This window comes from Pseudomonas massiliensis (assembly GCF_000826105.1).
GTDB classification, from domain to species: domain Bacteria; phylum Pseudomonadota; class Gammaproteobacteria; order Pseudomonadales; family Pseudomonadaceae; genus Aquipseudomonas; species Aquipseudomonas massiliensis.
The window spans coordinates 1,353,513-1,368,107 of sequence record NZ_CCYK01000007.1 but is presented as its reverse complement, the minus strand read 5'-3'; the positions used below and the strand labels follow the sequence as shown (position 1 = coordinate 1,368,107).

Sequence of the window (14,595 nt, the reverse complement as noted above, 5' to 3'; positions counted from 1 at the left end):
ATTCATGCCTGAGGTTCGATTGACCCTTGAAAACTCCCTTCCCCACGACTGGCAACGGGCGACCCTGGTGGGTCGAGTGTGGCTGCCAGGCGAAGCGGGCGGCCCGGCGGTGGTCGTGCTGCGCGATGGCCAGGTGATCGACTGCACCGCCCAATGGCCTACCTTGAGCCAACTGCTGGAGAGCCCCTCGCCCCTGAATGCGGCCAGGCAGGCCCAGGGGCGGCAGGTAGCGGACCTGTCCGCGCTGCTGGCCAATAGCGGCGAAAACCCGGACCCGAGCAGACCGCGTTTGCTCGCGCCCGCCGACCTGCAGGTGATCAAGGCCGCCGGCGTGACCTTCGCCGCCAGCATGATCGAACGGGTGATCGAGGAAAAAGCCGCCGGTAATGCGCAGCAGGCTGAGCGCATCCGCCACCTGGTCCATGAGGTGATCGGAAACAACCTGCGCGCGTTGCGCCCCGGCTCTGCCCAGGCCATGGCCTTGAAGCAGATGCTGATCGACCAGGGGATGTGGTCCCAGTATCTGGAGGTGGGGATCGGGCCAGACGCCGAGATCTTTACCAAGGCCCCGGTGCTGGCCGCGGTAGCCAGTGGCCAGGCGATCGGCATTCATCCCGGTTCGAGCTGGAACAACCCGGAGCCGGAAGTGGTGCTGGTCATGGACAGCCAGGCCCGGGTGCATGGCGCTACCCTGGGCAACGACGTGAACCTGCGGGATTTCGAGGGCCGCAGCGCCCTGCTGCTGAGCAAGGCCAAGGACAACAACGCCTCCTGCGCCCTGGGCCCGTTCGTGCGCCTGTTCGATGAAAACTTCAGCCTCGACGACGTGCGCCAGTGTGAAGTGACCCTCACCGTGGAAGGCGACGACGGCTACCGCCTGGAAGGGCGCAGCTCCATGGATCAGATCAGCCGCGACCCGCTGGACCTCGTCCATCAGGCCCTGAACGCCAACCATCAGTATCCCGATGGCTTCGTATTGTTCCTCGGCACTCTCTTCGCCCCCACCGAGGATCGGGACCAGCCTGGCCAGGGTTTCACCCACAAGGTCGGGGACCGGGTCAGCATCGCCACGCCCCTGCTCGGCGCCCTGCACAATCGCGTGGTCACCAGTGACCAGGCGCCGCCCTGGCGGTTCGGCGTAGGCGCGCTGATGGCCAACCTGGCCCGGCGAGGTGTGCTGGCACACGCGTGAGGGCGGCGAGGCCCGTTCGCCAGCCTGGCCAACAGGCTTGTCGGCTCCGGCGCTTGCACAGCCTGGATGCCATCGGTCGGCTCGCCAGGTGAAGCGCAGCTGCTGTGCTGTCCTAAAGGCTCCCTCCCATTCAAGGATTGACTCATGGCAACCTCCACTACGCACATCGTTCGCAGCGCACCGGGTCAGGTCTCGGTGGATCTGAGCGGGATGGGCGACGAGAGCAAGGCGATCACGGTACAGGCCGATGGCAAGATCCTGGTCGCCGGCTACTCGGATTACATCAGCTACAGCTACCCAGGGTCGCCGCTGGGCTACTACTCCACCCTGGAAAACTATTCGATGATCCGGCTCAATGCCGACGGCACCCTGGACACCAGCTTTGGCCAGGGCGGCGCGATCATCATTGACGGCGAGGTGGACGATGACCGTGCCTATTACCTGGCTGTGCAGCCCGATGGCAAGATCATCGCCACCTCGGACTCAGGCGTGGTGCAGCGCTTCAACATCGATGGCAGCCTGGACACCAGCTTCGGTGGCGGCACTGGCAAGGTCGCCATCAATTCCGGCTCCTATGACGGCGCCGCGGCCGTCACCCTGGCCGATGACGGTAGCCTGTACCTGACCCGAATCGTGGGTACCCAGTTGGATACCCTGGCCATCACCAAGCTCAATGCCGATGGCTCGGTCGCCACCGGCTATGGCGATCAGGGCACCTTCACCTTCGCCAATGCCAACGGCTTCGAAGGCGGCTATGCCATCAGCGCGATGCAAGCGGACGGCAGTGTGTTGTTCGGAGGCGACTGGTCGTTTTCGGACAAGTTCGCCTATCGCCTGGTGAAGCTGACCGCCACGGGCCAGTTCGACACCACCTTCGGTAACGACGGCACCCTGGTAGTGGACCATTTGGTGGATCTGTATCAATACTACAACTTTACCTTCCAGCCTGACGGCAAGATCATCATGGTCGGGCGCGATAACCGGTACGACGGCGTGATCCTGCGCCTGAACGCCGATGGCAGCCTGGACAGCAGCTTCGGCGACAACGGCCAGGTCCCCTTCGTGGCGGTGGAAGGGGCCAATGCCACCAGTGTGCCCAACGCCATTACCGTGCAGGAAGACGGCAAGATACTGGTGTCGGGCGCGGCCTCCTTCGAAGGCGGTAATTTCGCCGTTGTCCGCTATAACCCTGATGGCAGCGTGGATACCAGCTTCGGCAGCCCGGACGGCCAGCATCACCTGGATGGCTACCTGGGTAACGACAGTCTGCTCGGGAACGACGCGGCGCAGATCATTCGCGGCCTGGCCGGCGATGACGTGCTTGAGGGCGGGGGCGGCCGAGATGTGCTCTATGGCGGCAGCGGCGCGGACATCTTCCGCTTCACCAACCTGGAAGACAGCTATCGCACCGCCCAGACCAATGGCAGCGACCGCCTCCAGGATTTCGATGCCAGCGAAGACCGCATCGACCTGATTGGCCTGGGCTTCACCGGGCTGGGCAATGGCCTGAACGGCACCCTCGCGGTGCAGGTCAACGCCGAAGGCACCCGCACCTACCTCAAGAGCTACGAAACCAATGGCGACGGTGAGCGTTTCGAGCTGGCCATCGACGGCAACTGGCTGGGCCGGTTGAACGCCGACAATGTCATCTTCGCCCCGGTGACCGTCCGTGGCACCGAAGGCGCCGACCTGATCCAGGGCTCAGCCATGGCCGAGGTGTTGCAAGGGCTGGGCGGCAACGACCGGATCGACGGCGGCGCCGGTGATGACGTCATCCGAAGCGGGGCTGGCCGGGACATACTCGACGGCGGCGCGGATGCAGACACTTACCTCTATACCTCGGTGACCGACAGCTACCGCACCGCCACTGAAAGCTTTTCGGACGTGATCGTCAATTTCGATCGCAGCGAGGACAGCATCGATGTGTCGGCCCTGGGGTACACCGGCTATGGCGATGGCACCGACCATACTCTGAGCGTGAGCTACAACCCGGCGCTGGACCGCACCTATCTGAAGGATTTTACCGTCGATAGCGAAGGTCATCGTTTCGAGCTCACCCTGACTGACCGTTGGGACATCATCGCCTTGCGCGAAACGGTTATCTTCGCTGACGAACCGGCCCAGAGTGGGGAGATAGCCCTGGTTGGGGTGGATCAGCAGGCACCCGCCTAAGGCGGGCCAAACCAGGCAAACCCGTTGTTCGTCTTGCCGGCGTCCCTCAGCGGGACGTCGGCAAGCGTCGTCCAGACGATGCCTGGCATCGCGCTAGATCGGGTAATGCCGCTCTCCCTGTTGAATGGTCACCCAGCGCACCTGGGTGAAGGCATCAATGGCCGTATTACTGCCGAAACTCCCATAACCACTGGCTTTTACGCCACCGAAAGGCATTTGCGCTTCATCGTGCACGGTAGGCCCGTTGATGTGGCAGATCCCTGATTCAAGACGCTGCGCCAGGGCCAGGGCCCGAGCGGTGTCGCGGCTGAAGATGGCGGAACTGAGGCCAAACTCCGAATCGTTGGCCAGCGCCAGCAAGGCTTCGTCGCCACGGGCGCGCAGCACGACCGCCACCGGCCCGAACGATTCTTCCCGGTAAAGCTTCATCTGGGAGGTGACCCTGTCGAGCAACACAGGCTGCATCAGGCTGCCGTGGCGATCACCGCCAGCCAGCAGTACGGCTCCCTTGGCGAGGGCATCGTCCACCAGGGCCTGGATGCGTTCGCCTGACGCGGCGTCGATCAGCGAGCCCAACGGTGCCTGAGCGTCGTCAGGGTCGGCGGCTCGCAAGGTTTTTACCTTTTCCGCCAACCTGGCAACGAACGCGTCGGCCACGGTCTCGTCCACGATCAGCCGCTCGGTGGACATACACACCTGGCCTTGGTTGAAGTAAGCGCCAAAAGCCGCCGCGGCCACCGCTGCACCCAGGTCGGCGTCCTCGAGCACGAGGAACGGCGCCTTGCCACCCAGCTCCAGCACGGCGGGTTTAAGGTGACGCGCCGCCAGTTGGCCAACGATGCGCCCGACATGGGTAGACCCGGTGAAATTCACCCGCCGCACCGCCGGATGAGCGATCAGGCGCTCCACCACAGCCGGGGCATCTTCGGGGGCATTATGGATAACGTTGACCACACCCTCGCCCAAGCCCGCTTCCTGCAGCACCTGGCCGAGCAAACCGTGCACCGCGGGACAGGCTTCGGAAGCCTTCAGTACCACGGTATTGCCACAGGCCAGGGGCATGGCCAGGGCGCGGGTGGCCAGGATCACCGGCGCGTTCCAGGGGGCGATACCCAGCACCACGCCACACGGCTGGCGAAGGGCCATGGCGAAGTTGCCAGGCACATCGGATGGGATAACGCTGCCCTGAACCTGGGTGGTCATTGAGGCAGCCTCGCGCAGGATATTGGCCGCCAGGCTCACGTTGAAGCCATACCAATCTGCCTTGGCGCCGGTTTCCCGGGCCAGGGCGAAGAACTCGTCGCGACGGGCCTCCAATGCAGCGGCGGCTTTCAACAAGCGCCCGCGCCGTTCGCCAGGGCCAAGGGCGGACCAGGCGGGAAAGGCCGCCCAGGCCGCATCCACGGCTGCGTCGACGTCAGCCAGGCTGGCCGCGGCGGCTACCGACACTACCGCGCCGGATACCGGATTCTTACGCTCGAAGGTGCGGCCATCACTGGCCTGGCGGGCCAATCCGCCGATAAGCAAGGGAACCTGAACAATGGATGGCTCGGTCATGTGCGTACCTGTTTTGGGGGGAGTCTGCAGCTTGGACAACCTTTTTCAAAATTGGGCTAAAGCAAACCACGATCAGGACGATAACAATTTCGAAGGTTCTCTCGGCCACGCCTGAACAAGCCAGGGTCGGATAGCCAAGTGAACAAACGCCACCCCTGAGGAATTCATCATGTCGTTGACCGTTAATACCAACATCGCTTCCCTGACCGTTCAAAACAACCTGAACAAGGCTTCGTCCGCCACCAGCACCTCGATGACCCGTCTGTCCTCGGGCCTGAAGATCAACAGCGCCAAAGACGACGCCGCTGGCCTGCAGATCGCTACCCGTCTGACCACCCAGATCAAGGGCCTGACCGTAGCCACCAAGAACGCCAACGACGCCACCTCGATCGCCCAGACCGCTGAAGGCGCGCTGCAAGAAACCACCAGCATCCTGCAGCGTATGCGTGAACTGGCTGTCCAGTCCCGCAACGACTCCAACAGCACCGCTGACCGTACCGCTCTGCAGTCCGAATTCAGCCAGATGAGCGAAGAACTGACCCGTATCTCCACGTCGACTACCTTCGGTACCGGCATGAAGCTTCTGGACGGTTCCGCTTCCGGCCTGCAGTTCCAGGTTGGCGCCATGACCGGTGACGACCAGCACATCGACCTGGGCATCAGCCTGAACGCTTCGGCTTCCGGCCTGGGCGTGGCTTCGGTCGCCATCACTGGCGGCAGCGTAAGCGCGGCCCACACCGCGATCGACTCGGCCATCAGCGCCATCGACGCTGCACTGAACACCGTGAACACCACCCGTGCCGACCTGGGTGCCAAGCAGAACCGTCTGGAAAGCACCATCAGCAACATCAGCAACATCATCGAGAACGCTACCGCTTCTCGCTCTACCATCCAGGATGTGGACTTCGCTGCTGAAACCGCTGAGCTGACCAAGCAACAAACCCTGCAGCAGGCTTCCACCGCGATCCTGTCTCAGGCCAACCAGATCCCGTCCGCTGTTCTGAAGCTGCTTCAGTAATATCGGCCGAAGGTCAACGAACGAAAGGGTGCGCGCAAGCGCGCCCTTTTGTCGTTTCAAGCTGCCGTTTCTCGGATGGGGATCAAAGGCCACCACGGGAACACAGGCTTGCTGAAACGCTTCACCCGCGCTATACAGGGCCTATAACACTAACAAAGGCTATGCGCATGAAACCTCTCCGCCTACTGGTCGCCCTCAGTGGCCTGGCCGCGACCTCCCCCGCCCTGGCTTGGGATTACGTCCTTCTCGATAGCGATAAACCCGCCCAAGCGTTCGAGCTGACCAGCGCCGAACTAGGCATCCACCCGGATGTGCCCTTCAAGATCAGCATGCGCTTGCTCCATGGTGGTCGCCAGGAGGGGGTAAGCCTGGTGGATATCGACAACGGCACGATGAAGATGACAGTAATACCTACCCGAGGCATGAATGTCCTCCAGGCATCGGTCGGGCCGGTACGGCTGGGCTGGGATTCACCGGTCAAGGAGGTGGTCAACCCGGCCTTCATAGAGCTCAACGGCCGCGCGGGCCTGGGCTGGCTGGAAGGTTTCAACGAGCTGGTGACCCGCTGCGGCTACGAGTGGGTGGGCCATCCGGGCATCGACAACGGCGAGCTGCTCACCCTTCATGGCCGCGCCGCCAATATTCCTGCCAGCAAGGTGGTGCTGCATATCGATGAGCAGCCTCCGTACGCCATCCATCTGCGTGGCGAACTCAAGGAACAGGCGTTCAAGAAGGTGGACTTCAGCGTAGTCACCGAGCTGGTCACCCTGCCAGGCAGCACCCGCTTCGAACTCCAGGATGTGCTGACCAACCAAGGCGACTACTCCAAGGAATACCAGGCGCTCTATCACAGCAACTTCAGCACGCCCTTGCTGGAAGAAGGCGCCCGTTTCGTCGCGCCGGTGAAACAGGTGTCGCCGTTCAATGACAAGGCCAGGGCTGATCTTCCCACTTGGGACAGCTACCGGGCCCCGACCAGGGACTACGACGAGACCGTCTACAACCTGGTGCCCTATGCGGACGCCCAGGGCTATTCCCTGGCCGTACTGCACAACAAGGCAGGTAGCCTGGGTGTCGCGGTGGGCTTCGATACCCGTACGCTTCCAGTATTTTCCCTTTGGAAGAACACCGATACCCATGGCCAGGGCTACGTGACTGGCCTGGAGCCCGGGACCAGTTTCTCCTACAACCGCCGTTACCAGCGCCCGCTGAATTTGGTACCGCAAATCGGACCTGGGGAAACCCGTCGCTTCGCCATCAGCTATGAACTGCTGCGCGACAGGGCTGGCGTAGACCAGGCCTTGGCCCAGGTCAGGCAGATCCAGGCCGGACGTCCTACCGAGGTGCGAGAGACTCCGCTGGTCAAGCTCGATCAATGAAAGCGTTCGCCGCGACACCCGCGCGCCGTTGGTCACGCAAGCGGCACTCCGCCGCTGCGTAAGCCTCTGAAGTCATGTGCGTAAGATCCACGCGCGTGATCGCAAAAGGAGAACGACCATGGTGAAAGACGACAACGGTCCGGCCAACCCTTATCCAGGCCCGGCTGGCGCGGATAGCGATGATGAGCTGATGTCCGATAACGGTGCCGCTGGCGGTGCTCAATCCCAAGACGAGCAGCCGAACAACCCTTCGGTGGACGAATCCGAGGAGCCTTCGCCGGGCAGCAGCGCCTGACCCCCACCGTTCCATGGCCCCGCCAACGGCGGGGTCTTTACCTAGGTCGTCGTGTGAACTCGCTGATGCCGATAACCGATTACAGGGCCCTGTTCGCCATCGTGCCGGCCCCCATGCTGGTCATCCTTCCTGACCCACCTCGTTTCACCATAGCCTTGGCCAATGAAGCCTATCTGGCTGCCACCTTGCGAACACCCGAAGCGCTTATCGGCAAGCCCTTGTTCGAAGCCATGCCGGACAATCCCGCCGATCCCCAGGCCAGCGGAGTCGCCAATCTGCGCGCGTCGATCGAAACGGTGATCACAACGGGCCGGGCGCATGCCATGGCCGTGCAGAAGTATGACATTCCCCATCCGGCCGGTGGCTTCGAGGCCCGCTGGTGGGCGCCGGTGAACACGCCGGTCCTGGAGGAAGGCCGGGTGGTGGCGGTAATCCATCATGTGGACGATGTCACCGCGCAAGTACGGGCCGACGAAGCACTGCGTCGGCACAATGAGACGCTGGAAAACGAGATCGCAAGGCGCACGGCCGAACGTGACCGCATTTGGGAACTGTCCCCTGACCTACTACTGGTGGCCCGGCTCGACGGCACCATCCTCAACGCGAATCCAGCCTGGGGAAGAATCCTTGGTTGGTCCCCCAACTGGCTGGCCGGGCGCAAGACCGAAGAATTCAAGCACCCGAGCGAACTGGCCAATGCGGCTGCGACCCTCGCCCAGATCGCCGCTGGTGGAGCGCCCCCCACCCACTATGAGGATCGTTACCGACACCGGGACGGCAGCTGGCGCTGGATCGCCTGGACGGTCAAGCCCGAGGGCGACCTTATCTATTGCAACGGCCGCGACGTGACCGCGGAGAAAACCCAGGCCCGTGTGCTACTGGAAGCACAGGAAGCCCTGCGCCACGCGCAGAAGATGGATGCCGTGGGCCAGCTCACCGGCGGCCTGGCCCACGATTTCAACAACCTGCTCGGCGGCATTTCCGGAAGCCTTGAGCTGATGCAAACCCGGCTGCTGCCCGAGGACGGTCGGAACCTGGGCAAATACCTGGCCGCCAGCCTGGGTGCCACCCGACGCGCCGCGGCACTGACCCAACGCCTGCTGGCGTTCGCCCGGCGCCAGCAACTCGACCCTCAGCCAACCGATGTTCCTATGCTGGTAGCCGACCTGCGGGAGCTGATCCAGCGAACCGTCGGGCCGGCGATCCGGGTGCAGGCCATAGCCCCCACCGAAGCCGCGGTGGCTTCCGTGGACGCCCCTCAGCTGGAAAACGCCTTGCTCAACCTGTGCATCAATGCACGGGACGCCATGCCTGGAGGCGGCGCAATCACCATAGAAACGCGGCGTCAGAGGCTATTGGCATCCGCGGCGGACGCGATGGCTCTGCCCGCGGGTGAGTATGTGGTATTGGAGGTAACCGATACAGGCCAGGGTATGACGCCGGAGGTCGCGGCCCGGGTGTTCGAGCCGTTCTTTACCACCAAGCCCATCGGCAAAGGGACGGGGCTCGGCCTGTCCATGGTCTACGGATTCGCCCAGCAATCCGGCGGCCAGGTGCAACTGCGCTCCGAGCCAGGCCAGGGAACCACGGTCACACTTTACATACCGTCTTGCGGTACCCTGCCCGCCCAGCAGCAGCTCGAGGGCCCTCCCGGGGGGCAACCGCCTGTCTTTCACGAACTGCTCAGGGTACTGATCGTGGACGACGAGCCCAGCATACGGCTGATGGTGAGCGATCATCTCAAGGATCAGGGCCACACGGTGCTTGAAGCCGAGGATAGCGGCAAAGGCCTGGCCCTGTTGCAGTCAGCCGCCAGCATTGACGTGCTCATTACCGATCTTGGCCTGCCAGGGGGCCTGACGGGCCAACAGCTGGCGAAAATAGCGCGTATCGTTCGCCCACGATTGAAGGTGCTTTTCATCACCGGATACACTGACCAGGCGGCCCCGTCATCGGCGCCGGGCACAGACGCACCCGTGGTGTTGAGCAAGCCGTTTTCGCTTCAGGCGCTGTCCGTCGCCTTGCAGACTGTAATCGCCCGCGCCAGTTAGCCCTCAGTCTCCGGCGTCGAGCCGCACATAGTGCCGCCTTACAATCTGGGCTCGATCCGAGTGCTGGAGCGTAATGGGTTCCAGGCCTTTGGCAGATCTCGAAGGAGCTTCTGGCAGGGTGACCAGTGGCACGACCTGTTGTATTTCGAAGTACATGCTCGGCAACCCTGAGCTACCCTCCACTCAGCGCCAGGGTCGACGTGCGGGGCCGAAACAGCCCCTCTGCGGTCGGAAGCAGCGAAAAGCCGCGTCGGCCACGAGTGCGTTTTAGTGCCGCGTCCAATTGCCTATGAGGGGTGACCGATGCTCGATAAAGACCTGGCCCAGGCTCGTGGCCAGTGCCACTGCGGCGCGGTGCGCTTCGAGGTCAAGCTTCGTAACGGCTTGCACAGTGCGCGGCGCTGCACCTGTTCCTATTGTCGTATGCGCGGTGCAATCGCGGTGAGTGCGGTCCTGGCCGACATCCGTTTCATCGCCGGGCAAGACAAACTCACCCTCTATCAATTCAACACCGGCACCGCCAAACACTACTTCTGCTCGACATGCGGCATCTACACACATCATCAACGCCGCTCCAGGCCAGACGAGTACGGTATCAACGTTGCCTGCCTGGAAGGCATCAGCCCCTTCGACTTCGAAGAGGTTCCAGTGCTCGACGGGGTCGCCCATCCGGCCGACCAGGCCAAGGGAACAGGGCCGCGTCGTGTCGGCACCTTGAAGCTCATTCCCTGGACAGAATGAACGGGTAACACGGGCCCAGCTGGGCTGGCCCCGCATAAACCCAGCCTGAATTCGATGGCGCTGGGGCAGGACGGGACAGTACGCGCATGAAAAGGACGAATCGCGCCGGCATTTGCCGGCGATTCTAATCTGTAATATTTCGTTTTCGACAAACACAGATAGTAGCCAGCCCGACCTGTATCCATGGAGGCTACACAGTGTTTCCCCGAATCCTGCACGCGATGTCCGCGCTGACCCTATCCATTAGCGCAGCCCATGCCGCCGACACCTACACCCTGGACACACCACGCCTGACCGGCATCGACAACTTCCGGGACGTTGCCGGAACCACCACCGCCTATACCACCGCGATGGATGGCACCTTGCGTTCCGGGGTGTTCTATAGGTCCAACGCTATTACCCCGTCCGCCGCGGATCTGGCCACGCTCAACGGATTGGGCATCAGCGCGGTCTATGATCTGCGCACGGCCAGCGAAATCGCCGCCACGCCGGATACGTTGCTGACCGGGGCTACCTATACCAACATCGACATCATTGGTAACGCGGCGTCAGGGTCGAACCTGGCGAGCATTTCCGTCGACAGCGCGGCCAGCGCCGTGGCGATGATGCAGGAGGCGAACCGCAGCTTCGTCAGCGATGCCGGCATGCGCAGCCAATTCGCCACGCTTTTCAATGAACTGGCCACGGTCGACGGCGCCGCCATCTTTCATTGTACCGCTGGCAAGGACCGCACCGGCTGGACCGCTGCCGTGCTGCTGAGCCTCGCCGGGGTGGACAGCAGTACCATCATGGCAGACTACCTGGCTACCAATGACTATACGGCAGCCCGGATCGCCGCGACCCTCGCCGCCATGCCGGCGAGCATGGCGTCAATCTATGCCCCGTTGCTGGGGGTAGAGGCCAGCTATCTGCAGGCGGGGCTGGACCAGGTCACGGCCGAATACGGCAGCATGGACAACTACCTCAAGCAAGGCCTGGGACTTTCGCAGGAAACAATCTACGTGTTGCGAGCCAAGCTGGTGTATTACAACAGCCTGCCCGGGCAGGCCGGCCTGGCGGGCAATAGCGCGGAAGGCGCGGCGCTGCTGCAACGGCTGCAGAATACGGACCTTTCCGGTCACTACACCGCCTACAACTATTATCTGCAGTCTGCATTGGACGCCGGCAGCCTGGGCGGCGTGGAGAGCACGATAGGTGGGCAAGCCCACGCCGATGCCGCCAGCTACCTGCTGCGCCAGCCCGTGATGATCGAGCAGGCCGCGGGTGGCTATGCCAGCGGCATTGAGCTCAAGGCAGGGCAGCGGCAACTCTGGGCCACGGGCCTTGCGGGTTACCTGGGCACGGACGGCTCCAGCCACGCTGCCAGCAGCAACGAGCATACCCAGGGTTCCTTGGTGGGCCTGAGCCAACGCTTTTCTGAGCGCCTGAGCGGTTATGCGGCATTCGGCTATAGCCGAGGTAGCATTGGCGGTGCGGGCGGTGAGGTCGACACCGACCTTACCCTAGGCACCCTGGGCCTGCGCTACGCGCCGGGAGGCCTGGAGCGGGGCCTGTTCCTGGCTGCCGACGCCAGCGCCGGCTGGGTGGACTACCATAGCAAGCGGGAACTGGGCGGCGGGTTAGGCACTGCAAAAGGTGATACCCACGGCAACCTGGCCAGCGCCGGCCTGGCCCTGGGCTATCGCTTGCCCAGCGCGGGCCTGACCCTGGAGCCAAGCCTCGGCGTACGGGTGAGCCGCCTGGAGCTTGCCGACTTCGACGAAAAAGGCAGCGAGATGGCGCTGGACGTAGACAGCCTGCGGCAGGTTCGGCGCAGTGCCTTCACTCGTGTGAAGGCAAGCTTCGCCCCTACCCTGCTCAGTGGCGGCTGGCAGTTGCTGCCGGGGTTGGAGCTGGGCTATGAGCATGTGCTTGGGGAGCGCAAGGTGGATAGCCAGGGGCAACTGTTCGGCCTGAGCGTCGAACAGCGCGCGGCCTACGCCAGTGGTGACCAATTCAGCGGCGCGGCAAACCTCACCGCCCGCCTGGGGCTTTTGAGCGTGACCGGGGAGATAGGCGCCAGCGGCGGTGGCGACAGCCATGGCTTCAACGGTGGGCTGAAGGTCAGCTATCCCTTCTGACACGCTACCCGGGCCGCTTGGTCGGCCCGGGTCGTACTCTCAAGGCCGCCCCAGCCCCTTGTAGACGTCCTGGGGCCTGACACCGTAGGCGTTCTGGAAGTACTGGCTGAAGCGGCCCGGGTTGGTAAAGCCGAACCTGAGGGCCACTTCGCTCACCGAGGCCGCGCTGCCCTGGCGCAACGCCTGGTAGGCGCGCTCGAGCCGCACCTGTCGCTGATAGGCGGAAATGGAAGTCCCTGCAAAGCGTCGGAAGCCCTCTTGCAAAGCCCGCAGGCTTACACGGCTGACAGCGGCCAATTCGGCTCCGCTGACGAACGTCTCTGGATGGGCCTGTAGATAGTCCATTGCTTGCCTGACGTGCCGCGGAGCCAGCCCGGGGCCGGGTTGCCGCAGCGCCTGGGTATAGCTGTGGGGCCATAGGTCGAGCACCGCATCCACCAGCATGTCTTGCAAGCGCTCGGGCATCAGGGCGCTGGCGTTGATCAGGGTGTCTGCTTCGGCGCTGGTGGCAAAGCCGATCAGGGCCTTGAGACCGTCGAAAACGCTGCCGCTCAGGTCCACCTGGGTTTGAAAGCGGATAGGACGCATCGCTGGCCTTCCCAGCAGCAAGGCCAGGCGTTCGGCAAACAGGCTTCGGCGGATCGACGCGCCATAATGGCTATGCTGATCCACCAGGCTGATGGAGCGTACGTGAGCCTTCTCCACCGCCAAGCCCAGGCGTGGCGTGCCCACCGCCGGGCTATCCAGATCGAAGGACACGCGCCCGGCGGTGGGTAGCACGAAGCTGATTTCGTCATCCATCCCCGGACTGAGGAAGCGCAGGTTGCCGGCATAGGTCATGCGCCTGAAGCTCACACCCTGATGGCGGCCATAGACTCCTGCGATGCGAACCGGGGTATCGGTTTTGGGGAAATGAGAGTAAAGGCTGCCGAACGCCTGGGTGAACAGCTCACCGAAGTCATCGGACCCCATGTTGTCGGAACGAATGATGATGGGCATGCGCGACGCGCGCGGTGGCATGGCTGGGTCGTCCTTGGAAAGAAGTACGCTGGGGGACTCGGCGATTGCCGGGCACGCTAACACCGCGAGGTGACAGGCCGGTGACACCTGTCGCAGACCGAGCCTACAGTCGGTGGTGTTCAACCAGAAAGTCCACGAATACCCTCACTCGGGCCGGCATGGCCGCGCCCCCTGCGAAGACCGCATGAATAGGCTCGCGATCGCCGGGGTTGTACGCTTCCAGCAAGGGCACGAGCTCACCTTGGGCAATGGCCTCGTTGACCGTGAAGGCTCCGATGCGGGCAATGCCGGCCCCGAGCAGAGCGAGTTGAGCCAGCGCCTCGCCGCTGCTGCATTCGATGCTGCCCTTCACTTTCAAGGAAAACACTTCACCGTCACGACGAAACGGCCAGTCCGGGGCGGCCCGGCGGAAGTTGAAACGCAGGCAGTTGTGCCTGGCCAGGTCCTCGGGTTGGCGCGGTGTACCGTGGCGGGCCAGGTATCGGGGCGAGGCGACCACCACCTGGCCGGTGTCGCCGATGTGGCGCGCGCTCAGGGGGCTGTCGGCCAACGGACCGAAGCGCAGGGCCACGTCTGCCTGGCCGCCAAGGATGTCCACGACCTCGTCGCCCAGGGAAAGGTCCACCAGCACCTGCGGGTAGCGCTCACTGAAGGCTACCACCAATGGCAGCACGGTCAGGCGGCCATGGCCCAGCGCGGCGCTGACGCGTAGCCGCCCCCGCGGCACACCACGGTCAGCGATGCCCTGCTCGACTTCGGTCATGTCCGCCAGGATTCGACGCGCGCCACGCAGATAGGCCTGGCCCTCGGACGTCAGGGCGATGGCGCGGGTGGTGCGCAGCAGCAAGCGAGTACCGAAGCGTTGTTCGATGCGGGCGATCACCCGGCTGACCGCAGAGGGGGTAAGCCCAATGCGCGGGCGGCGGCCGAGAGGCTTCCAGCTTCGATGACCTTGACGAACACTTCCATCTCCCCGGATCTACCGCCAAGGTCCATCTGTGCCTCCAGCGCAAAGGTGATTGCCACTTACACGGGCTACCGCATTCAAAC

10 protein-coding genes and 1 pseudogene are annotated in these 14,595 nt (G+C 63.5%); 8 read left to right on the top strand and 3 right to left on the bottom strand.

Annotation, left to right across the window (positions count from 1 at the left end; genetic code table 11):
- Positions 1 to 4: 4 nt before the first annotated feature.
- Positions 5 to 1,192: a fumarylacetoacetate hydrolase family protein gene (locus BN1188_RS17065; protein WP_040262557.1), complete on the top strand. Its 1,188-nt coding sequence runs from the start codon at positions 5 to 7 to the stop codon at positions 1,190 to 1,192.
- A gap of 144 nt (positions 1,193 to 1,336) precedes the next feature.
- Positions 1,337 to 3,364 (top strand): hypothetical protein, encoded by a 2,028-nt coding sequence (locus BN1188_RS17060; RefSeq protein WP_040262556.1) that lies wholly within the window; start codon positions 1,337 to 1,339, stop codon positions 3,362 to 3,364.
- Between the two features lie 93 nt (positions 3,365 to 3,457).
- On the opposite strand, the gene BN1188_RS17055 is transcribed toward BN1188_RS17060, so the two are convergent.
- Positions 3,458 to 4,906, bottom strand: a complete 1,449-nt coding sequence (locus BN1188_RS17055) for an aldehyde dehydrogenase (protein WP_040264141.1) — start codon at positions 4,904 to 4,906, stop codon at positions 3,458 to 3,460.
- Positions 4,907 to 5,090: 184 nt separating this feature from the next.
- Here BN1188_RS17055 and BN1188_RS17050 point away from each other — a divergent pair, with 184 nt between their 5' ends.
- From BN1188_RS17050 to BN1188_RS17030, 6 genes are all read left to right on the top strand, one after another.
- Positions 5,091 to 5,939, top strand: a complete 849-nt coding sequence (locus BN1188_RS17050) for a flagellin domain-containing protein (protein WP_040262555.1) — start codon at positions 5,091 to 5,093, stop codon at positions 5,937 to 5,939.
- Positions 5,940 to 6,106: 167 nt separating this feature from the next.
- Positions 6,107 to 7,318 carry an aldose 1-epimerase family protein gene (locus BN1188_RS17045; RefSeq protein WP_040262554.1) on the top strand — a complete coding sequence of 404 codons (1,212 nt, stop codon included), beginning with the start codon at positions 6,107 to 6,109 and terminating at the stop codon, positions 7,316 to 7,318.
- A gap of 118 nt (positions 7,319 to 7,436) precedes the next feature.
- The gene (locus BN1188_RS21635) at positions 7,437 to 7,613 is read left to right on the top strand and encodes a hypothetical protein (RefSeq protein WP_157395820.1); all 177 of its coding nucleotides are present in this window, start codon (positions 7,437 to 7,439) and stop codon (positions 7,611 to 7,613) included.
- A 65-nt stretch (positions 7,614 to 7,678) separates the two neighbouring features.
- Entirely contained in the window at positions 7,679 to 9,664 is a 1,986-nt protein-coding gene (locus BN1188_RS17040) for a hybrid sensor histidine kinase/response regulator (RefSeq protein ID WP_084596261.1), read from the top strand.
- 303 nt (positions 9,665 to 9,967) lie between these two features.
- Positions 9,968 to 10,405, top strand: a complete 438-nt coding sequence (locus BN1188_RS17035) for a GFA family protein (RefSeq protein ID WP_040262553.1) — start codon at positions 9,968 to 9,970, stop codon at positions 10,403 to 10,405.
- 221 nt (positions 10,406 to 10,626) lie between these two features.
- Entirely contained in the window at positions 10,627 to 12,525 is a 1,899-nt protein-coding gene (locus BN1188_RS17030; RefSeq protein WP_408633630.1) for a tyrosine-protein phosphatase, read from the top strand.
- Between the two features lie 39 nt (positions 12,526 to 12,564).
- On the opposite strand, the gene BN1188_RS17025 is transcribed toward BN1188_RS17030, so the two are convergent.
- The gene (locus tag BN1188_RS17025) at positions 12,565 to 13,545 is read right to left on the bottom strand and encodes an AraC family transcriptional regulator (protein WP_040262551.1); all 981 of its coding nucleotides are present in this window, start codon (positions 13,543 to 13,545) and stop codon (positions 12,565 to 12,567) included.
- A 103-nt stretch (positions 13,546 to 13,648) separates the two neighbouring features.
- A pseudogene (locus BN1188_RS17020) lies at positions 13,649 to 14,541 on the bottom strand (LysR family transcriptional regulator).
- Positions 14,542 to 14,595: the final 54 nt, after the last annotated feature.

Excerpts from the sequence above, each read along its gene's own strand:
- BN1188_RS17065 (WP_040262557.1), top strand. The coding sequence starts at position 5 with ATGCCTGAGGTTCGATTGACCCTTGAAAACTCCCTTCCCCACGACTGG.
- BN1188_RS17060 (WP_040262556.1), top strand. The coding sequence starts at position 1,337 with ATGGCAACCTCCACTACGCACATCGTTCGCAGCGCACCGGGTCAGGTC.
- BN1188_RS17050 (WP_040262555.1), top strand. The coding sequence starts at position 5,091 with ATGTCGTTGACCGTTAATACCAACATCGCTTCCCTGACCGTTCAAAAC.
- BN1188_RS17045 (WP_040262554.1), top strand. The coding sequence starts at position 6,107 with ATGAAACCTCTCCGCCTACTGGTCGCCCTCAGTGGCCTGGCCGCGACC.
- BN1188_RS21635 (WP_157395820.1), top strand. The coding sequence starts at position 7,437 with ATGGTGAAAGACGACAACGGTCCGGCCAACCCTTATCCAGGCCCGGCT.
- BN1188_RS17040 (WP_084596261.1), top strand. The coding sequence starts at position 7,679 with ATGCCGATAACCGATTACAGGGCCCTGTTCGCCATCGTGCCGGCCCCC.
- BN1188_RS17035 (WP_040262553.1), top strand. The coding sequence starts at position 9,968 with ATGCTCGATAAAGACCTGGCCCAGGCTCGTGGCCAGTGCCACTGCGGC.
- BN1188_RS17030 (WP_408633630.1), top strand. The coding sequence starts at position 10,627 with ATGTCCGCGCTGACCCTATCCATTAGCGCAGCCCATGCCGCCGACACC.
- BN1188_RS17025 (WP_040262551.1), bottom strand. The coding sequence starts at position 13,545 with ATGCCACCGCGCGCGTCGCGCATGCCCATCATCATTCGTTCCGACAAC.